The sequence below is a fragment of the Aliagarivorans taiwanensis DSM 22990 genome, from assembly GCF_000429505.1.
Lineage (GTDB): Bacteria > Pseudomonadota > Gammaproteobacteria > Enterobacterales > Celerinatantimonadaceae > Aliagarivorans > Aliagarivorans taiwanensis.
In genome coordinates, this window is record NZ_AUBZ01000008.1 from 1 (window position 1) to 19,604 (window position 19,604).

General features: G+C 54.9%; 21 protein-coding genes. 8 read left to right on the top strand and 13 right to left on the bottom strand.

All coding sequences use genetic code 11. The annotated features are described in order from the left end of the window. Window positions 1-285 precede the first annotated feature (285 nt). Together metF and greB are read right to left on the bottom strand one after the other, a co-directional pair. The gene (gene metF / locus G462_RS0106955) at window positions 286-1,173 is read right to left on the bottom strand and encodes a methylenetetrahydrofolate reductase (RefSeq protein ID WP_026958348.1); all 888 of its coding nucleotides are present in this window, start codon (window positions 1,171-1,173) and stop codon (window positions 286-288) included. A gap of 137 nt (window positions 1,174-1,310) precedes the next feature. Then, window positions 1,311-1,790, bottom strand: a complete 480-nt coding sequence (greB, locus tag G462_RS0106960) for a transcription elongation factor GreB (RefSeq protein WP_026958349.1) — start codon at window positions 1,788-1,790, stop codon at window positions 1,311-1,313. Between the two features lie 196 nt (window positions 1,791-1,986). Between greB and G462_RS0106965 the strand changes: the two genes are divergently transcribed. Beyond that, window positions 1,987-3,069 carry a porin gene (locus tag G462_RS0106965; RefSeq protein WP_026958350.1) on the top strand — a complete coding sequence of 361 codons (1,083 nt, stop codon included), beginning with the start codon at window positions 1,987-1,989 and terminating at the stop codon, window positions 3,067-3,069. 68 nt (window positions 3,070-3,137) lie between these two features. On the opposite strand, the gene yfcE is transcribed toward G462_RS0106965, so the two are convergent. The 4 genes from yfcE to galE form a co-directional block, all read right to left on the bottom strand. After that, the gene (yfcE, locus tag G462_RS0106970) at window positions 3,138-3,680 is read right to left on the bottom strand and encodes a phosphodiesterase (protein WP_157378569.1); all 543 of its coding nucleotides are present in this window, start codon (window positions 3,678-3,680) and stop codon (window positions 3,138-3,140) included. A gap of 379 nt (window positions 3,681-4,059) precedes the next feature. Further along, on the bottom strand, window positions 4,060-5,220 hold the full coding sequence (galK, locus tag G462_RS0106975; RefSeq protein WP_035477085.1) for a galactokinase: 1,161 nt from the start codon (window positions 5,218-5,220) through the stop codon (window positions 4,060-4,062). Window positions 5,221-5,228: 8 nt separating this feature from the next. Continuing rightward, entirely contained in the window at window positions 5,229-6,284 is a 1,056-nt protein-coding gene (locus tag G462_RS0106980; protein WP_026958353.1) for a UDP-glucose--hexose-1-phosphate uridylyltransferase, read from the bottom strand. A 14-nt stretch (window positions 6,285-6,298) separates the two neighbouring features. Further along, window positions 6,299-7,324, bottom strand: coding sequence for a UDP-glucose 4-epimerase GalE (gene galE / locus G462_RS0106985; protein WP_026958354.1), 1,026 nt, complete (start codon window positions 7,322-7,324; stop codon window positions 6,299-6,301). A gap of 382 nt (window positions 7,325-7,706) precedes the next feature. Between galE and G462_RS0106990 the strand changes: the two genes are divergently transcribed. Next, window positions 7,707-10,025 carry a Tex family protein gene (locus tag G462_RS0106990; RefSeq protein ID WP_026958355.1) on the top strand — a complete coding sequence of 773 codons (2,319 nt, stop codon included), beginning with the start codon at window positions 7,707-7,709 and terminating at the stop codon, window positions 10,023-10,025. Between the two features lie 13 nt (window positions 10,026-10,038). Here G462_RS0106990 and G462_RS0106995 read toward each other — a convergent pair whose 3' ends face one another. The 3 genes from G462_RS0106995 to bioH are packed head-to-tail and all read right to left on the bottom strand — an operon-like array spanning window position 10,039 to window position 12,047. After that, window positions 10,039-10,983, bottom strand: coding sequence for a putative metalloprotease CJM1_0395 family protein (locus G462_RS0106995; RefSeq protein ID WP_026958356.1), 945 nt, complete (start codon window positions 10,981-10,983; stop codon window positions 10,039-10,041). Beyond that, window positions 10,983-11,216, bottom strand: coding sequence for a hypothetical protein (locus G462_RS0107000; protein ID WP_026958357.1), 234 nt, complete (start codon window positions 11,214-11,216; stop codon window positions 10,983-10,985). The genes G462_RS0106995 and G462_RS0107000 overlap by 1 nt, the downstream gene beginning before the upstream one ends. 54 nt (window positions 11,217-11,270) lie before the next feature. Further along, window positions 11,271-12,047: a pimeloyl-ACP methyl ester esterase BioH gene (bioH, locus tag G462_RS0107005; protein ID WP_026958358.1), complete on the bottom strand. Its 777-nt coding sequence runs from the start codon at window positions 12,045-12,047 to the stop codon at window positions 11,271-11,273. Between the two features lie 30 nt (window positions 12,048-12,077). Here bioH and G462_RS0107010 point away from each other — a divergent pair, with 30 nt between their 5' ends. Both G462_RS0107010 and nfuA read left to right on the top strand, forming a co-directional pair. Then, window positions 12,078-12,794, top strand: a complete 717-nt coding sequence (locus G462_RS0107010) for a ComFC family protein (RefSeq protein WP_157378570.1) — start codon at window positions 12,078-12,080, stop codon at window positions 12,792-12,794. 73 nt (window positions 12,795-12,867) lie between these two features. Continuing rightward, on the top strand, window positions 12,868-13,446 hold the full coding sequence (gene nfuA, locus G462_RS0107015) for a Fe-S biogenesis protein NfuA (RefSeq protein ID WP_026958360.1): 579 nt from the start codon (window positions 12,868-12,870) through the stop codon (window positions 13,444-13,446). A 76-nt stretch (window positions 13,447-13,522) separates the two neighbouring features. On the opposite strand, the gene gpsA is transcribed toward nfuA, so the two are convergent. From gpsA to G462_RS0107030, 3 genes are all read right to left on the bottom strand, one after another. Then, complete coding sequence (gene gpsA / locus G462_RS0107020; protein ID WP_035477088.1) at window positions 13,523-14,524, bottom strand: NAD(P)H-dependent glycerol-3-phosphate dehydrogenase; 1,002 nt, start codon at window positions 14,522-14,524, stop codon at window positions 13,523-13,525. Continuing rightward, window positions 14,524-15,003, bottom strand: coding sequence for a protein-export chaperone SecB (gene secB, locus G462_RS0107025; protein WP_026958362.1), 480 nt, complete (start codon window positions 15,001-15,003; stop codon window positions 14,524-14,526). Before secB ends, gpsA begins: the two co-directional genes overlap by 1 nt. A 65-nt stretch (window positions 15,004-15,068) precedes the next feature. Continuing rightward, a complete protein-coding gene (locus tag G462_RS0107030) occupies window positions 15,069-15,500 on the bottom strand; it encodes a rhodanese-like domain-containing protein (protein ID WP_026958363.1) in 432 nt (143 codons plus the stop codon). Window positions 15,501-15,737: 237 nt separating this feature from the next. Between G462_RS0107030 and gpmM the strand changes: the two genes are divergently transcribed. Together gpmM and G462_RS0107040 are read left to right on the top strand one after the other, a co-directional pair. Next, window positions 15,738-17,273 carry a 2,3-bisphosphoglycerate-independent phosphoglycerate mutase gene (gpmM, locus tag G462_RS0107035; protein ID WP_026958364.1) on the top strand — a complete coding sequence of 512 codons (1,536 nt, stop codon included), beginning with the start codon at window positions 15,738-15,740 and terminating at the stop codon, window positions 17,271-17,273. A 7-nt stretch (window positions 17,274-17,280) separates the two neighbouring features. Continuing rightward, window positions 17,281-18,465: a murein hydrolase activator EnvC family protein gene (locus tag G462_RS0107040; protein ID WP_051326593.1), complete on the top strand. Its 1,185-nt coding sequence runs from the start codon at window positions 17,281-17,283 to the stop codon at window positions 18,463-18,465. On the opposite strand, the gene G462_RS0107045 is transcribed toward G462_RS0107040, so the two are convergent. Beyond that, window positions 18,462-18,740: a YkgJ family cysteine cluster protein gene (locus tag G462_RS0107045; RefSeq protein ID WP_051326594.1), complete on the bottom strand. Its 279-nt coding sequence runs from the start codon at window positions 18,738-18,740 to the stop codon at window positions 18,462-18,464. The two genes, G462_RS0107040 and G462_RS0107045, sit on opposite strands and share 4 nt — an antisense overlap. A gap of 56 nt (window positions 18,741-18,796) precedes the next feature. Between G462_RS0107045 and G462_RS0107050 the strand changes: the two genes are divergently transcribed. Beyond that, on the top strand, window positions 18,797-19,219 hold the full coding sequence (locus G462_RS0107050) for a hypothetical protein (protein WP_026958367.1): 423 nt from the start codon (window positions 18,797-18,799) through the stop codon (window positions 19,217-19,219). 7 nt (window positions 19,220-19,226) lie between these two features. Continuing rightward, on the top strand, window positions 19,227-19,604 hold the full coding sequence (locus tag G462_RS22005) for an acetyl-CoA sensor PanZ family protein (protein WP_051326595.1): 378 nt from the start codon (window positions 19,227-19,229) through the stop codon (window positions 19,602-19,604).

The window sequence follows — 19,604 nt, forward strand, 5'->3', positions numbered from 1 at the left end:
CGCCAACGAGGCTAAGCTTTAGCCACTGCTTGTGGCACGTGACCACCTTCCTAGCCAGGTTGCCAATGAGTAGCCCCGGCAACTTGCCCAAGCACTATGCAGCACTACTGGAAACACTGCGAATGCTTACGCTCCCGGCGTCTCGGCCTGATAGAGTTTACCCTCGAGAAGTCAGGCGGAAACCCACCAAGTATCCAATTAAAAAGAAATGCCAGTCAGCTTAACTGACTGGCATTACCCCAACAGGCGGCTTTTTAGTAATTTGCGAGGCTTAGGCGGCGAGGCTTATGCAGTTTGCGGACGCACACCCAAAGTGTGGCAAATGGCATAGCTCAGCTCGGCGCGGTTTAGGGTATAGAAGTGGAAATCCTTCACCCCTTCGCGCGATAGCACCTTCACCTGATCGATGGCGATGCTAGCGCCCACCAGGTTGCGGGTGGTTTGGTCATCGTCCAGACCTTGGAACTGCTGATGCATCCAGTTGGGGATCTTCACGTTAGCAAACGAGGAGAACTTGAGCAGGGTCTTGTAGTTAGATACCGGCAAGATCCCCGGCACAATCTCACCTTCAATGCCAATCGCCGCACAGCGGTCGCGAAAACGCAGGTAGCTCTCAACATCGAAGAAGAACTGGGTAATCGCCCGGTTCGCGCCCGCATCCATCTTACGTTTTAGCGCCAACAGGTCAGCCTGGGCACTTTTCGCCTCTGGGTGCACTTCGGGGTAGGCAGCCACTGAGATATCGAAATCCGCCACGCCCTTAAGCAGGCTGACCAAATCATTGGCATACATATCAGGCTTAGCGGCACCGTCTGGCAGGTCGCCACGCAGCGCTACAATGTTGCGAATGCCATTGTCCCAGTAGTCTTGAGCGATCTGCTTGAGCTCGTCTGGCGTGGAGTCGATACAGGTCAGGTGAGGGGCCGCATTCAGGCCGGTGCGCTCTTTGATCTGCTTGATAACGTTGTGGGTGCGGTCACGAGTCCCTGAGTTAGCGCCATAGGTGACCGAAACAAACGAAGGCTGCAGGGTTTGCAGGCGTTCAATCGAATTCCACAGGGTGTTTTCCATGGACTCAGTGGTAGGCGGAAAAAACTCAAAAGAGACATTGATGTCGTTCCCCAGCTCACTGAGGTTTTGGTTTAGTGACTCGATGTGTTGTGCATATCCCATTGCTTTCTCCATTTACCGCACGCGTCTTACAAGACATATAGACGTCCATACATCCAAATATGCGGAACCGCCTTTTTATTGTCAACGAAATTTAAGTTGCAGCTAGGCCAACTTGAAAATAATTCATAAACAGAGCATCACTGCTCCCGCTTATAACTGATCGCGACGACCCACCACTCTTTCTCGCCTTCCGGGGTGCGTACGATCACTTCATCATCCACTTCTTTTTGCAGCAGCGCACGCGCCATCGGCGAGTCCACCGAGATGTAGTCGTTGCGTCCAAATATCTCATCGTAGCCAACAATCCTAAAGCTGCGCTGCTCGCCCTGCTCGTTTTCGATATCAACCCAGGCACCGAAGAACACCTTACCTTCCTGCACCGGTGAGTAGTCGACCACCTTGACCTTCTCCAGTGTCTTGCGCAGGTAACGCACCCGGCGGTCAATCTCGCGCAGGCGCTTCTTGTTATATTGATAATCGGCGTTCTCACTGCGGTCGCCAAGGCTGGCCGCCCAGGCCACTTTCTTGGTTACCTCGGGACGTTCCTCTTTCCACAGCCAGTCTAGCTCTTGTTTGAGCCGCTCAAAGCCCTCGCGGGTCACGATCGACGTACGCATTAATCACTCTCTCTTATGTGTTTCTCTCTACCGTGCCGCCAGAGGCACGGACCGGATGTTGCTCGAACAAAAGTGATTTAGACATCACTTACAACTAAAATATAACCACTATGTAGTTTTATTGTTGGATATATGGCTTAATATCAGAATACAACTCCGCAACACATCCACAAACCAAGATAAAGAACTAAGTAACATGAAACTTAACGCACTTTCTGCAGTGGCTGCCGGCGCAGTACTGGCTAGCCAAGCGCACGCACAAGTCCTCTATCAAGACGAGCAAAACACCCTAGAACTGGGCGGCGTACTTGTGTTGGACGCACACAACCAGTTTTACCACGATGACACTCAGCTAAGCCTGAACCGTAGCATTTTAAACCTGGCAGCACACCGCCAAATGGATGATAACTGGGTGCTAAGTGGTAAATTTGAGTGGGATCAGTTCTCTAACTCACCAAACTCGTCCAGCAGCAACTTCCGTAACCGCTTGGCCTTTGTTGAAGCCAGCCACGAAGAGCTGGGCCGCCTGAGCTTCGGTAAGCAGTGGTCAGCCTACCACGACGTTGCCCGTTACATGGACAACATGATTCTCATCGATCCAGATGCAACACCTATTTATTCAGAAGGTGCTGATGGTGCATTCGCCGCAACTGGTCGTGGTGACAACCTGATGGCCTACCGCATGAGCGTGGCAGACTTCAACATTGCTGCTCACTATGGTTTCGCTGCTGACGGTACACACGAGCGAGAGAGCCACACAACTCGACGCAAGAATAACTTTGGTGCGTCACTGAGCTATGACAGCAGCTTCGGTTTAAGTGCAGGCGTTGCATTTGTTGAAAACAAAGTTCGTGTTGATGGAACAGATCCGAATGGTTTGAAAGACGGTGACAAGCAGCGCGCTCTAACCTTCGCCGGTGAATACCAGCTAGCAGGCCTGCGTGTGGCCGGTGCCTACACCATGGGGGATAAGATCCACCAAGCCGACCTGTACAACTTCGGTCACGGCGAGTGGGCCGATGCTGATGCCTGGGATATCTGGGTTGAGTACAACATGAGCAACGGCCTGCGTCCGTTCTTCTACTACTCGAGCATTGATTTCGATGATACCCGTGTGAATGCCCACGGTAACCGCGACATCGTAGCCGGTGGTCTGTCATACGCCATTGCCAATGGCCTGATTGCCTCTATCGAACTTAACCGCTACAACCTGAACGACCTTGGCGCTGGCAAGCGTGAAGAGAGCGGCGGCGGTATTAACCTGATCTACGCGTTCTAAGCGCGACGTTGATCGATAAGGGCGCCCAGTGGCGCCCTTTTTATTTCCTCCAAGCTATCGCCCTAAAACTAAAAGGCGCAGGACAGCAACTCGCTGCCATCCTCCAAGCTACAAACGCGCATACCCTGCTCATCTATCAGCCCATAGCTGGCGGCCCATTGCTGGCGCGGCATCGAGATAGAACCGGGATTGAACAGGTACAGCGACTGCTGTTTTTCTGCCACTGGCACATGGGTGTGGCCCGAGGCAAACACATCCCCCTCGCTCAGCGGTGGCAGCTTATCGGCTTTATAGGTGTGACCGTGACAACAGAACAGGCGGCGCTCTCCCACTAGCAGCTGGTTGTACTCACTGAGTATCGGAAACTCACACAGCGCTTGATCCACCTCGCTGTCGCAGTTGCCGCGCACAGCAATGATCTGCTTACGATAGCGGTTAAGCATCTCGGCACATTCCAGAGGCCGATAGTGCTCGGGCAAGGGATTACGCGGGCCGTGGTTGAGCAAATCTCCCAGACTCAACAGATAACGCGCACCGCTTTGGTCGAAGCGCTCAAGGGCTAGCTTAAGCGCCGCAGCGTCGCCGTGAATATCTGAACAAACAAAATACATGGGGATCCCTCGGTTACAGTAACGCCGCCATGGTAACAAAAAAAACGCTACCCAAGGTGGGTAGCGTAAACAACTAGGATTGCTAAATAGGGCCTGTGTAACTTTCGTATTCGTTTTTGCAGCGCTTTATAGGCCAATCAGGCAAGGAAAAGGCTGTGCCGTGTAGCCATCTACATAAACAGGCTTTGACGCTGAATGATTGGCCTATAAACACTGCCCTTTGGGTTCATTTATACGGCATCTGCGCAGCGTCCTTCGCTTCTGACATAGAGCGACTATGCTGCGTCGCTCACCCCTCGCTCAGATGCCGTTTAAATTGAACAAAATTCGAATACAAAAGATAAACAGGCCCTCGGATTGGGGTATAGCTCCCAAGGCTTTAGATTTCGCCAGCACCGTCTTTGGCCTGACAGACGTAGATGTCGGCTTTCAAGCCAGTCTTAGCAAAATAGTGTTGCTCGATAGCCTGCTGCGCAGCTTCGACTTTATCCAGTGGCAGTAGCGATACCACGCAGCCACCAAAGCCGCCGCCGGTCATGCGCACGCCGCCATCTTCGCCGGCCACTTCTTTGACGATCTCTACCAAGGTGTCGATTTCGCTAACGGTGATCTCAAAGTCATCGCGCATCGATGCGTGCGACTCAGCCATCAGACGCGCCATCACAACCTTGTCACCCTTGGCCAGCGCATCGGCGGCTTGCTCAGTGCGGGTGTTCTCGGTGATAACGTGGCGAGCACGCTTGTACACCAGCTCAGAGATCTCTGACTTGGCGGCTTCCAACTGCTCGAGGGTCACATCACGCAGCGCTTTCACCTTGAAGTAGCGGGCCGCTTCTTCACACTGCTCACGGCGAGTGTTGTACTCGCTGTCTACCAAGCCGCGCTTCTTGTTGGAGTTGATGATCATCACCGCCAGATCGGTAGGCATCGCTACCGGGCGAGTTTCCAAGCTGCGGCAGTCGATCAGCAGGGCATGGTCTTGCTTACCTTCGGCTGAGATCAGTTGATCCATGATGCCGCAGTTACAGCCCACAAACTCGTTCTCAGCCTGCTGGCCGTTAAGGGCAATCTCTTGCTGGCTGATGCTCAGGTTATACAAGGTCTTGAAGGTTTGACCGATCACCACTTCCAGGGCTGCCGACGAGCTCAGGCCTGCGCCCTGTGGCACGTTACCGCTCACCGAGATATCGGCACCAGCGAATTGGTAGCCGCGGGCCAACAGACACTTCACCACACCGCGGATGTAGTTTGCCCACATCTTGCCTTCGACAAACTCAATCTCTTGATCAAGACGGAACTCGTCTTGGGCGTCGTCGTAATCCACTGATACAACACGCACCACCTTGTCATCACGGCGGCTAGCCGCAACGACCGCTTGATAGTCAATGGCACAAGGCAGTACAAAGCCGTCGTTGTAGTCAGTGTGCTCACCGATCAGGTTGACTCGGCCCGGCGCCTGGATCAGGCTGGCTGGGGCATAGCTGAACGCTTTTTCGAAGCTGCTGGATACAGCGTTAACCAGTTGTTGTTGCTTGCTCATGATACAACCTATTGCTCTTTGTAATGCACATCGCTAACCGCACGCAGGCGATCAGCAGCTTGTTCTGGGGTGAGGTCACGCTGGCTTTCTGCCAACATCTCGTAGCCCACCATAAACTTACGTACGCTGGCTGAGCGCAGTAGCGGTGGGTAGAACAAGGCATGCAGCTGCCAGTGTTCAATGCCTTCGCCATCTTTGAAGAACGGCGCATAGTGCCAGCCCATAGAGTATGGGAATGAACACTTAAATAGGTTGTCGTAGCGTGAGGTCAGCTTTTTCAGTGCCAGCGCTAAGTCGTCGCGCTGCGCTTCGCTCAGGTCTTCAAAACGGCGCGCGGTGGCTTTGGGCAGCAGCATGGTTTCGAACGGCCAAGCCGCCCAGTACGGTACCACTGCCAGCCAGTGTTCGGTCTCCACCACGGTGCGGGCACCGTCTTCCATCTCGCGAGCAACGTAGTCTTCCAGCAGGTTACGCTGGTTTTGCTCGTAGTATTCACGCAGCAATACGTCTTTACGGGCAATCTCGTTTGGCAAGAAGCTGTTGGCCCAGATCTGGCCATGCGGATGCGGCTGCGAACAGCCCATCATCGCGCCTTTGTTCTCAAACGCCTGTACCCATAGGTAGTCTTTACCCAGCTCAGAGACTTGCTCGTCCCAGGTATCAACAACACCACGGATCGCGGGTACGCTCAGCTCTGGCAGGGTGCGGCTGTGATCTTCAGAGAAACACAGCACCCGGCTCAGGCCGCGGGCACTTTCAGCGCGAAACAGCGGGTCACCACTCTCTGGCACGTCTGGGGTATCTTGCTGCAGGGCAGCAAAGTCGTTAGTGAAAACAAAGGTGCCTTTGTAGTCTGGGTTTACGTCACCAGATACCCGGGTGTTACCTGCACACAGGAAACACTCGCTATCGTAGGACTTAGCTTCTGACTCTTCTGGCGCTTCATCCTGCCCCTGCCATGGGCGCTTGGCCCGGTGCGGAGACACCAGTACATATTGCCCGGTAAGCGGGTTGTATCGGCGATGCGGATGTTCTGTCGCATCGAACTCTGTATCTAATGACATACTTCTACCTAAAACTAGTCTTCGCTATCGGGATAGCCTTGAGGGTTATTGGATTGCCAACGCCAGGTATCGGCGGCCATATCCGCAACGCTGCGGGTAGCCTTCCAACCGAGATCGGCTTCAGCTTTACTTGGGTCTGCCCAGCACTCGGCGATATCACCGGGGCGGCGCGGACAAATTTGATAAGGGATCGGCTGGCCACTGGCCTGAGCAAAGGCCTCTACCATCTGCAGTACACTGCTGCCTTGGCCGGTCCCCAGGTTGTAGATGTGCAGGCCTTGTTTGGCGCCTACGGCTTTCAGGGCTGCAACGTGGCCATCGGCCAGGTCCATCACGTGGATGTAATCGCGTACACCGGTACCATCTACGGTTGGGTAATCGTCACCGAACACAGATAGCTGCTCACGGCGACCTACCGCTACCTGGGCGATAAACGGCATCAGGTTGTTAGGAATGCCTTGTGGGTCTTCGCCCAAATCGCCCGATGGGTGCGAGCCAACCGGGTTAAAGTAGCGCAGCAAGGTCACGCTCCACTCGGGGTCAGCGTGCTGCATATCGCGGAAGCACTCTTCCACCATGTACTTACTACGGCCGTAAGGGTTGGTGGTTGCGCCCACTGCGGTGGTCTCTTTAATCGGGATCTCTTCTGGGTCGCCATAAACGGTGGCCGAAGAGGAGAATACGATGCTTTTCACGCCCGCATCACGCATCACTTCCGCCAGTACCAAGGAGCCGTGCACGTTGTTGTCATAGTACTCCAGCGGCTTGGCCACTGATTCACCCACCGCCTTCAAACCGGCAAAGTGGATCACCGAGTCGATGTCGTGTTCGCTGAAGATGCGCTTGAGCAACTCGCGGTCACGGATATCGCCCTGATAGAACAGCGGCTGCACGCCACTCAGCTTTTCGACGCGCGCCAGCACGGTCGCTTTACTGTTGCACAGGTTGTCCACGATGATCGGCTGCATGCCGGCTTCAATCATTTGAATACATGTGTGGCTACCGATATAGCCCATTCCACCCGTTACCAGAACTTTCACAGTCCACTCCTGTTAATTAGTAAGGTCAAAAACTACGACCTCTAAGGGCTCTGTACCCTAGTATTGAGGCCAATTCTATCAGCCTACCTAAGCTCGCCGCTGTGATCACTATCGCAAAGTGTAAACGTTTACCCCAAAAGATCAATATAGCCACAGATAATTTTATAAGTACGCGGCAATTACCCGTAGAACCCCGATTTCTGGTGGATGACTTAGGCCGAATGACAGACTTTTGAAGGGAAAACGCTATCACAAGTTATTCGTCACTAGGTGAAGTTTTTGTGTAAGCACACAACAAGAGCCAAGCAGCAGGCTTGCAGCGCCGGGCAAAGCCACTATGATAGATGCCCCGCCCAGTGAAGGGTTTAGACAGATAAGCATCATGCAAGACATCGCCAAGATCATCGCCGAGGAGATCGGCGCCAAGGCCCAACAAGTCACCGCAGCGACCCAGCTGCTTGATGAAGGCGCGACCGTTCCCTTTGTTGCCCGTTACCGTAAAGAGGTGACCGGCGGCTTGGATGACACCCAGCTGCGTAAGCTGGAGCAACGCCTCAGCTACCTGCGCGAACTACAGGCGCGCCGTGAGACCATCCTCAAATCCATCGATGAACAAGGCAAGCTCAGCGACGCGCTGCGCAAGCAAATCAGCGACTGCGAAAGCAAGACCGAGCTGGAAGACCTGTACCTTCCCTATAAGCCTAAGCGCCGTACCAAGGGGCAGATCGCCATTGAGGCTGGCTTAGAGCCGTTGGCGGATCGCCTGTTTGAACAGCCAGAGCTTGACCCGGAAAGCGAAGCCCAGTCGTTTATCGATGCCGATGCCGGATTTGCCGACAGCAAGGCCTGCCTCGACGGCGCCAAGTTTATCCTGATGGAGCGCTTTGCCATGGATGCCGGCTTGCTGGCAGGCTTACGCGCCTTGCTCAATCGCGACGGTGAGCTTCAAAGCAGCGTGGTCCCCGGACAAGAGCAAAACGGCCAGAAGTTTCAGGACTACTTCGAGTATCGCGAAGCGCTAAGCAAGGTGCCATCGCACCGCGCGTTAGCCCTGCTACGCGGCCGCAACGAGGGCGTATTACAGCTTAACCTGGTGATCGGCGAAGAAGGCGCTTCTCACCCGGCGGAATACCTGATTGCCGAGCACACCGGGATCCGCCAACAGCAACGCCCCGCCGATGCCTGGCTGGCCAGCGTAGTGCAATGGACCTGGCGAGTGAAGCTCAAGCTCTCGCTGGAGACCGAGCTACTAAACGCACTACGCGAGCGCGCCGAAACCGCCGCTATCGATGTATTCTCGCGCAACCTTAACGATCTGCTGATGGCCGCACCGGCAGGAACCAAGGCCACCATGGGGCTCGATCCGGGCCTGCGTACCGGGGTGAAAGTCGCAGTGGTCGATGCCACCGGTAAGCTGGTTGATATGGCCACCATTTACCCGCACGCACCGAAAAACCAATGGCAAGCCAGTTTGGCGACCCTCGCCGAGCTGGTGAAACGCCACGATGTAGAGCTGATCAGCATCGGCAACGGCACCGCCTCTCGGGAGACCGATAAGCTTGCCAAAGAGCTACTGGCACTGCTGCAGATCCCTAAGCTGAAAAAGCTGATGGTCAGCGAAGCCGGCGCCTCGGTCTACTCCGCCTCGGAGCTGGCCGCCAAAGAATTCCCGGATCTGGACGTAAGCATACGCGGTGCAGTGTCGATTGCCCGCCGCCTGCAAGATCCGCTAGCCGAGCTGGTGAAGATCGACCCTAAATCCATCGGTGTTGGCCAGTACCAGCACGATGTTAGCCAGACTCAGCTAAGCCAACAGCTGGATACCGTGGTGGAAGACTGTGTAAACGCCGTAGGGGTGGATCTGAATACCGCCTCCGCGCCGCTGCTTAGCCGGGTGGCTGGCCTGAATCAAACCATCGCCGACAATATCGTGGCCTACCGCGACGAGAATGGTGCCTTTGCCAACCGCAGCCAGATCAAAAAGGTAGCGCGCCTTGGTCCGAAAGCCTTTGAGCAAAGCGCCGGTTTTTTGCGAATCAATGGCGGCAACAATGCTCTCGATGGCTCGGCGGTGCACCCTGAGGCCTACCCTGTGGTCAAGGCGATTGCCTCGCACTGCCAGCTGGACATCCAGCAACTAGTGGCCAACGACAGCGTGCTGAACAAGCTCGATCCCCAGCAGTTCACCGATGACAACTTCGGTCTGCCGACGGTCAAAGACATCATCAGCGAGCTGAAAAAGCCCGGCCGCGACCCGCGCCCTGAGTTCACCACCGCCGAGTTTAAGGACGGGGTAGAAACCCTAAAAGACCTCAAACCCGGGATGCGTTTAGAAGGTGTGGTCACCAATGTCACCAACTTCGGTGCCTTTGTAGATATCGGCGTTCACCAAGATGGTCTGGTTCATATCTCGGCCCTGTCGCATCAGTTCGTCAAGGATCCACACCAAGTGGTGAAGGCCGGCGATGTGGTTAAGGTCAAGGTGATGGAAGTGGACGTGCCGCGCAAGCGTATCGGCCTGAGTATGCGAATGGACGACGAAGTGCAAAGCGGCGGCAGTAATGCCAGCGCCCAGCCACGTCGCAGCAACAAGCCAAATGGTGGGGCCAGTCGCCATCAAGGCCAGCGCTCAGGCGGCAACAAACCGGCTCAGCTCAACTCGGCCTTTGCCGATGCCTTTGCTAACGCGAAAAGAAAATAGGCAAGGGTAAGCACTAAGCGCTCAGGGAGAGGATACTCTCTGGGCGGAACTGCCCGGTGCTTTGATAACGCTGGGAGATACTTTGCTGGCGTTGCTGCATCTGCTCACTGAGGTCTGGATAGCGCTGGCGTAACTCTCCGGCTAACACTCGCTGCTTCTCATCTGGCTGCAGGCCACTGACATCGCTCGGCTGCGATCCTGGAACCAATGTAGACGGTTGCTCGTCGGAGGGGAACAGGCGCGGCGCTTGTGAGTGCTGTAGCTGCTCAGCTTGCTCCTCACGCTGCATAGCTTGCAGCTCTTGGCGCGCTTCAATCTGGGTACCGCGGGCCTGAGCCGCTACTTGGCGGTCTTGACTGGATGGCTGGGCGGGAGCAAGCGCTGCACGCTCCACCTGCTGCATCTTGGCAATAGTTGCTTCGGGATCGTTGGGGATCTCGGAGGTGCTGATGCTGACCTCGCCACCTACCGCATACTGCTTACCATCGGGGCCACGCTCAAACTCGTAGCTCGGTGCACTGGCATACTGACCACCCACCGCTTGGTGTTGCTGCTCGTGGGTGCGCACCTCGCGATCGCGGGCTTTTAGCTCGGCGAGTTTCTGCTGCTCGGCATCGCTAAAGCCTTGCTGCTGGCCTTGCTGGCGCTGCTGACCCTGTTGCTCTTGCTGGCCCTGCTGTTCACCACGTTGCTCGCCTTGTTGGCGATCTTGAGCCTGACGCTGCTCCTGCTCGCGCGGATTAATCCGTTCGTGCTGGCCATCTTGTTGGGTGTGTTGCAGGACCTGACGGGGCTTGGAGCGGTCTTGATCGGAGCCTACCTCACGCTCGCGGTTGTAGGCTTGGCTTTCTTTGGGCTGGGCAATCACCTCCCGTTGCAGGTTGTCGCGCCGAGCAGACTCGGTGGGCACCTGCAGGGTGTTCGGAAACACATTGGGTAAGGTGACGTTAATGTTCATCAGGCTTCGATATCCAGTATGCTGCCCATCATGGCGGATTCGGTCTGGATGACCTTAGCACCTGCCTTGGCGTAGAGCTCGGCTTGGGTCATATCTACCAAAGACTTAACCACTTCGCCTTGCTGAGGCTCGCGCCCAGCCGCCACTTCAGCGAGATTCTGCGCTGATTGGGTGACCGTTTGACTGGCTTTCTGGATGATTTGAAAGCCACTGCTTCCCGCATCAACCCGCATAAGCCCTCCAGAAAAATAACCTACCGACCTTTAATTCTAGCAAGGTGTTTATTTTTACACCAGTACCCGACTGAGGAAGGTATGTACCTCTGCGCAGAACTGCTCAGGTTCGCTCACAAAGGGGGCGTGGGAGGAGCCACGCAGGACGCACTGCTCGATATTGCCATGCAGCGCGCCATGGGATTCGCGGGCTTGCCGTGGGACCAGACTGTCGCTGTGGCCAAAGATCTGCAGCCACGGTACCACAATCTCGGAGAGGCGGGCGCGCAGGTCACTTTCCTGCAATAGACTCAACCCCAGCTCCAAAGCTTGTAGCTGAGGTTGTGGGCGGCTCTCCAACTGCTGGCGCAGTAACTTAATATCTTGCTTGGCATTGGCGCTGCCCATCGCCTGAATCGCTAAAAACTGCCGTAGCGTTTTCGAGAAGTCCGCCTGTAGCCCAGCCGAGAAGCCCTTCAGCACTTCAGGCTTTATGCCCGGCCAGTTCTCTTTCGCCACAAAATGAGCGCTGCTGGCTACGGTGATAAGGGCACGGATCTGCGACCCGAAATCCAGACAGGCTTGCTTGGCCACCAACCCACCGAGCGACCAGCCCATCCATACTGCATGCTCTGGCACCACATTACGCACCTGCTGTGCGATGTCACTGAGGTGACTGAGTGAACAATCCCATGGGCTGTGGCCAAAGCCCGGCAGGTCCACGATATGGATCCGATAATGTTCGGCCAAACGCGCTTCCACACTGTGCCAAATCGCCCCGTTCATGCCCCACCCGTGGAGCAACACTAAGTCGGGCCCGCTTCCTTGTACTTCACTATGTAACGCCGTCATCTACACTGCATGCTAGAGGAGAAAACAACTATGTTACCTAGCCTCAGGCTGAGTTTGAATCACCATCTACAGACGGCGCTGCGCTGCAGCGTTTGCCATCAGCCTATGGATGAGGCCTCAGCGCAGCTCTTGGCAGGGATATGTTATAGCTGTCTGAAACTGCTAGAGCCGGAGATACAGGCGCGCTGCGAGTGCTGCGCCATCCCGATGGGCACAGCGGGTATCTGTGGCGAGTGCCAACGCCACCCGCGCCACTTCGACAAGGTGCGGGTACTGGGCGATTACCAGTGGCCCTTGGATACACTGATCAAACGCTTCAAATACAGCGGGCAGCAACATTTGGCTCGACCGCTTGCCCACTTGTTGTGGCAGCACTGCGCTCAGTACCTTTCAAGTGAGCATGTTGAGTTCACCTTCGTACCGCAGCATTGGTGGAAACAGTGGCGACGCGGCTTTAACCAAAGTGAGCTGCTGGCCCGCGAACTTAGCCGCTACCACAAACGACCACTGCGCAGCCTGTTTCGCCGTCACCGTCTTGGCAAGGCCCAAGTGAAGCTCTCGGCGCGCGCCCGCCGCCGCGCATTGGGCAGCAGCTTCCGCTTACTTAAAGGCGACCTACCGGAATTCGTAATCCTGATCGATGACGTGGTGACCACTTGCAGCACTGCAGACGTATTAGCACAGCAGCTCAAGCAGGCCGGCCTGCAGCGCGTTGAGGTATGGGCCATCGCCCGTACCCCTAAATAATCTTCGCTAGCCCTGCTCTGGCAAAACCAGTACAATTAAACCCAAGTAAACTACTCAGGTATTAGAGGTAAATATGATCACCATCTCTGAGACAGCTCAGGAACACTTTGCCAAACTCTTGGAGCAACAGCCTGAAGGTACCCAGATCCGCGTATTCGTGGTAAACCCCGGCACCGCTAATGCCGAGTGTGGTGTATCTTACTGCCCACCCGATTCTATCGATCAAGACGATATCAAGGTGCCCTTCAACGGCTTTGATGCGATGATCGACACCGCCAGCGCACCGTTCTTGGAAGACGCTGAGATCGACTTCGTCACCGACAAGGTTGGCTCGCAGCTAACCTTGAAAGCGCCTAACGCTAAGATGCGTAAGGTCGACGACGACGCGCCGCTGATCGAACGCGTTGAGTACGTGATTCAATCACAGGTTAACCCTAACCTGGCGGCCCACGGCGGCAACGTTACCGTGCTGGAGCTGACCGATGAAGGTGTTGTGGTACTGCAGTTCGGCGGCGGTTGTAATGGCTGCTCGATGGTCGATGTGACCCTCAAAGAAGGTATCGAGAAGCAGCTGCTGGAAATGTTCCCGGGTGAGCTGACCGGCGTGCGCGATATTACCGAGCACCAAGCGGGCGAGCACTCCTACTACTAAGCGAACACGCTTTCCGCGCCTATAAAAAAGCCACTCTTATAGAGTGGCTTTTTAGTATCTGTTACTTGCTTAGGCGCTATTCGTCGCGTTGCTCGCGAGCCAACAGGTCCATCGCGGCCAGCTTGGCCGGTTTGTCCTGATAGAGCACTTGGAAGATCTGCTCGACAATAGGCATCTCCACACCACAGCGCTTGGCCAAGGCCTGCACCTCTTTGGTGTTGCGATAGCCTTCGACCACCTGACCGATCGACTGCTCCGCTTGCTCCACGCTGCTGCCTTGACCCAAGGCCAAGCCAAAGCGACGGTTACGGCTCTGGTTGTCGGTACAAGTCAGCACCAGATCGCCCAAGCCGGCCATGCCGCGGAAGGTAGCTTGATCAGCGCCCAAGGCCTGACCCAGTCGCTCCATCTCGCGCAAGCCACGGGTAATCAACGCAGTACGCGCATTGGCACCAAAGCCCAGACCATCAGCCAAGCCAGCACCAATGGCGATAACGTTTTTCACCGCGCCACCCAACTGAACACCGATGATGTCGTTGTTGGTATAGATGCGGAAGCTACGTTCACAGTGCATGGTCTGCGCCAAAAAGCGGGCAAAATCATCGTCTGATGAAGACACTGAAATGGCAGTAGGTAGCCCCACCGCGAGCTCTTTAGCGAAGGTTGGACCGGAGATTACCGCAATCGAGGTTTGCGGGTCTAACACCTCTTCGGCCACTTGCGAGAGCAGGCGTCCAGTATCGGCTTCCAGGCCTTTAGTGGCCCAAGAAACTCGATGTTGAGGCGTTAGCAGCGGCTTGATCTGCTTGAGCACAGCGGCGAAGGCGAAGCTCGGCACCACCACTAGAATGTCGTGACTGGCGGCAATCGCTTTTTCAAGGTCGCCTTCCATTTCAAGACTTTCTGGAAAGGGTGCTCCGGGTAGAAACTCAACGTTCTCCCGGTCGCGAGCCAGCGCGTCAACATGCGGCTGCTCATGGCCCCACATCACTGTAGGGTGACCATTGCGGGCAATGGCAATGGCCAGCGCGGTGCCGTAAGAGCCGGCACCCAGCACGGTCATCCGCGCCTTAGTCATTAAGCGTCAGCCTTCTCTTCAGCGGCTTTTGCTTCAGCTTGCTTCTGCTGTACGTAGTTAGCGAACAGCGCGTCGAAGTTTACTGGAGCCAGGTTGATTTGTGGGAAAGAACCACGGTTAACCAGACCAGAAACCGCTTCACGAGCGTAAGGGAACAGGATGTTCGGGCAGTAAGAGTGCAGCGCGTGGGCCAGTTGTGGCTCAGGCATGTTGCCCAGAGTGAAGATACCCGCTTGGTGAACTTCACATAGGAAAGCAGTTTGCTCACCCAGTTTAGCGGTAACAGTCAGGGTCAGAACCACTTCATACACATTCTCAGCCAGCTGAGTGTTTTTGGTGTCCAGATCAACCTTAACTTCAGGCTTCCACTCGGTTTGGAATACTGCTGGAGTGTTTGGAGTCTCGAAAGAGATGTCTTTGGTGTAGATACGCTGAATGGCGAATTCAACCTGTTGTGCGCCTGCTGCTGCTTCAGCCATAGGAAAACCCTTTAATTTATAAATTTACGGTCGCCGCCACTGCATATTGGGCGGCGGCACAAAGATTACTTAGTTTTTGTTACAGGAAGGTTGGATGATCTCCAATCCGCCATACCGCCGCGCAAGCTGTATACCAGCTCAAAGCCCGCTTTGGCTAGAGCAGCACCTGCCGCGCCGGAGCGCATCCCTGTTTCACAGACAACAATAATGGGGCTGGCTTTGTACTTTTCAATGTTTTTAAAGTCACTTGCCTGAATTTGTTTCTGAGGAATGTGAACTGAACCAGCAATTTTGCCAGTTTTCACTTCGTCTTTGGTGCGAACGTCAACGACCACTGCGTCTTGTTTGTTGATCAGCATAGTGGCTTCGTGGTGGCCAATGGTTTTGACCTTCGACAGCATAGGTTGGATAAAGCTGTAAACCACAGCGCCAAACAGACCAACCCAGCCCAATGACATGATTGGGTGGTTCGCAGCAAACTCGATAACTTGTTGCATAATTCTATGAGTCCCTAATGAACATTTATTTCTCTGATGCCGCGTGAGTATACACTTGGGGGAACAGAATAACAGCAGCCAGCGCCGCGGGATTTGCGGCCAAGCGGACATTATTCACGGCACTAAGCCGATTATTATTTTTGCTGGTTTGCGTTCAATCAGGTGACTCCGAGAAATAATGTAGTAAAATTTCGTCTATTAAACCGGAAACTCAAGCCTTAAGAACGAGGACTCACAATGTCTGTAAGCAAAAAACCTTTGGCACTAGTCATCATGGATGGCTGGGGTCATCGTCAAGACTCAGCCAACAACGCGGTAGCTAATGCCAACACCCCTGTACTAGATAAACTATGGGACGAAGCAGCAAGCACCCTGATCTCAGGCTCTGGTCTTGATGTGGGCCTGCCAGACGGTCAAATGGGTAACTCAGAAGTTGGTCACGTAAACATCGGCGCTGGCCGCATCGTGTACCAAGACCTGACCCGCATTGCCAAGTCGATTGAAGACGGCGACTTCTTCACCAACGAAGCACTGGTTGGCGCAGTAGATAAAGCCGTAGCAGCTGGCAAAGCTGTACACATTATGGGTCTGTTCTCTCCAGGCGGCGTACACAGCCACGAAGACCACATGCTGGCAGCCGTTGACCTGGCCGCTAAGCAAGGCGCTGACAAGATCTACGTACACGGCTTCCTGGACGGCCGCGATACCCCACCACGCAGCGCTCAAGGCACCATCGACAAGTTCGATGCGAAGTTCGCCGAGCTGGGCAAAGGCCGCATCGCGTCATTGGTAGGTCGTTACTACGCGATGGACCGTGACAACCGTTGGGAACGTGTTCAAGAAGCTTACGAGCTGCTAACCGAAGGCAAGTCTGCCTACGATAACTACGCCACTGCCACCGACGCTCTGAACGCTGCATACGCGCGCGACGAGAACGATGAATTCGTGAAAGCCTCGGTAATCGGTGACGAAGCCGCTGCCATCCAAGACGGTGACGCGGTACTGTTCATGAACTTCCGTGCCGACCGTGCCCGTGAGATCACCCGCAGCTTTGTAGATAGCGACTTCACTGGCTTTGCCCGTGCTCAAGAGCCAAAGTGCAACTTCATTATGTTGACCCAGTACGCGGCCGACATCGACGCTGTTAGCGCGTTCCCACCTGCAGATCTGGTCAACACTCTGGGTGAGTGGCTAGAGAAAGAAGGCAAAACTCAGCTGCGTATCTCTGAAACCGAGAAATACGCTCACGTAACCTTCTTCTTCAACGGCGGTAAAGAAGACGCCTTCAAAGGTGAAGAGCGTGAACTGATCGCCTCTCCGAAGGTTGCTACCTACGACCTACAGCCAGAGATGAGCTCTGAAGAGCTGACCGACAAGATGGTTGCAGCGATTGAAAGCGGTAAGTTTGACGTGATCATCTGTAACTACCCGAATGGCGACATGGTTGGCCACACCGGCGTATACGACGCAGCGGTTAAGGCTTGTGAAGCCGTAGACCACAGCATCGGTCGTGTTATCGAAGCACTGGATAAAGTGGGCGGTGAGTGTCTGATTACTGCTGACCACGGTAACGCTGAGCAAATGGTTGATCCTGCTACCGGTGGCATTCACACCGCGCACACCAACCTGCCAGTACCATTTATCTACTACGGCCGCGAAGCGACTCCAGTAGAAGGCGGTCGCCTGAGCGATATCGCGCCTACCATGTTGACTCTGATGGGTATGGAAATCCCTGCTGAGATGACTGGCAAGCCTTTGATGGATCTGAAATAATGGCCGCATGATCGCGCCGTTATTGACGTCCATACGCTGCGCCGCAACGCGTCGCAGCTTTAGTCTGAACGCCAGCATTTTTGCTGGCGTTTTGCTATTGCTCAGCGCCCCTAGCGCAGCCGACAACCAACAGCAGCTCGACGAAGTCGAGGCCCAACTGGCCCAGCGCCAATCCCAAGCGGCCAGCCAAAAGCAAAACATCGAGCAGCTTCAGCAAGATCTCAAAAAGCAGGAAGTGGCGATTGCCAACAGCAGCAGCCAACTGCGCCAAACCAACAACCTACTGTCACAACTCGGGCAGCGCCAAAGCGAGCTTGAGCAACAACAGCAACAGCTACAGGCTCAATTAAGTGAGCAGCAACAGCGCCTAGCCGAGCAGATCCAAGGCGCCTACCAACAGGGCCACAGCGACTACCTAAAGATGCTGCTCAACCAGCAGCAAGGTAGCGATTTGGAACGCATGCTCAGCTACTACCACTACCTGTCGAAAGCCCGCGCTGAGGCGATGGAGGCATTGCGTGAAAGTCAGCTACAACTGGCCGAGCTCAGCGATGAGCTGGAGCGCAACCGCGAAGAGCTAGTGAGCCAGCAACAGCAGCAAAAGCAGCAGCAACAGCAACTGGCTAAACAGCAAGAACAACGCAAACAGCGCTTGGCAAAGCTGCGCGAAGCACTCTCAGGCGAAGAGGCGCAGATCGAGCAACTGCAAATAGCCCAACAGCACCTGAAAAATATCATCACCCAAGAGGTCGAAGCTCAGCAGCGCGAGTTGGAGCGCAGTAGCGCGCCACTCGATGGCTTGGCCAAGTCCAAGGGTAAGCTCCCTTGGCCAATAAAAGGGCGGGTATTGCACAGCTATAACTCACCCAATCGCGGCCAAACCCGCTGGCAGGGCATGGTGATCGACTCTCACCCCGGGACTGCGGTGAAAGCGGTGGCTGAAGGGAACGTGGTATTTGCCGACTGGCTACGCGGCTATGGGCTGGTAATCGTGCTGGACCACGGCGATGAGTACTTAAGCCTATATGGCTATAACCAGAGCCTGACCCGCGAGGTGGGCGAGCGGGTGAAACCCGGCGATACCATCGCCCATGCCGGCAACACCGGTGGCCAACCCACAAACTCGCTATTCTTCCAGCTACGCCATCACGGCAACACCCTCAACCCGAACCAGTGGCTGGCGCGCCGCTAAGTCAAACGCTCCAGATAGTAGATATTCTCCAGCGCATCGGCCTGGTTGTCGCCGCATACCGATGGACAGGCCTTAAACTGCAGACACACCTTGGGCCGCTCTGGCTTGCCAAACAGCTTACATAAGTTGTTGTCGTCGAGCTGAATACAACGAGTGCCGGAGGGTTTGCCATTGGGCATGCCGGGAATAGCAGAGCTGATAGAAGGCGCGATACAGCAGGCTCCGCAGCCCAATCGGCAACTAAATTCTGCGTGTTTTGAGGTTGGTTTTGTCATCGTTTCTGTGTAGTCTGGATGATTATGTTCGACGCGTATGGCTTTACTGTAACTGAATGAAAATACAAGCTATTCCCAGCTTTGTTGATGACACCTTTGTCAACACTGTTGTGACAGATTGTATTCGCTTTTTTAAGCGCCAGGCTCCGTGGTGGCTCGATCAAAGCTGCCTTAACTGCAATGAGTCGAAACGCCTGATCCAGCTATTCCTGATCAGTTACCGCACCTGGCAACGTCGTCAGCAGCAACCCGCTCACAAGCGGAAAATCACTCCCAATAACATGTATGACCTAGCGCCTCTGGTTTACGACCTGGCTTATACCATCGACTCGCTTATTAGCAAAGATCAGAGTTATCTTAATGCCGATTTAAAATCGAGCATCCAAGAGAGCTGCGATGAACTGCGCCAGTATCTGAGTGAGTGGCATAAAATCGATTTTAGTCAGCTGGGGACCGAGCCGCTAGCCAAAGTATCTTAGGCCTGCCATGCGTCTGTCATTCCAACAGCAAACTCAGCTCAGCGACCAACTGCTGAGCGACCTTAGCAAAATAGAACACTCACTCAAGCGCGATCGGTTATCGGCGCTTATCGAGTCCCAGCAACTGTTTACTGCAACATTTAACGAGCGTCATGTCGGCTATGCAGTTGCCGCTGTCAACCAACAACAGCTCACTGTCGAGCAGTTCGCCGTGCGCGATGCTACCCGCCGTCGTGGTGTCGGCTTGTTTATGTTTCAGCAGCTATTGCAGTGGAGCGCAGCCCAAGGGCTGGAGGGAGTAGTCTTTCCTGAGGTCAGCGATGAAGCGGCCAAGGGGTTTTATCAACACCTGGGCCTGGCCGCCCATCAGCTATTTCGCGTGTAA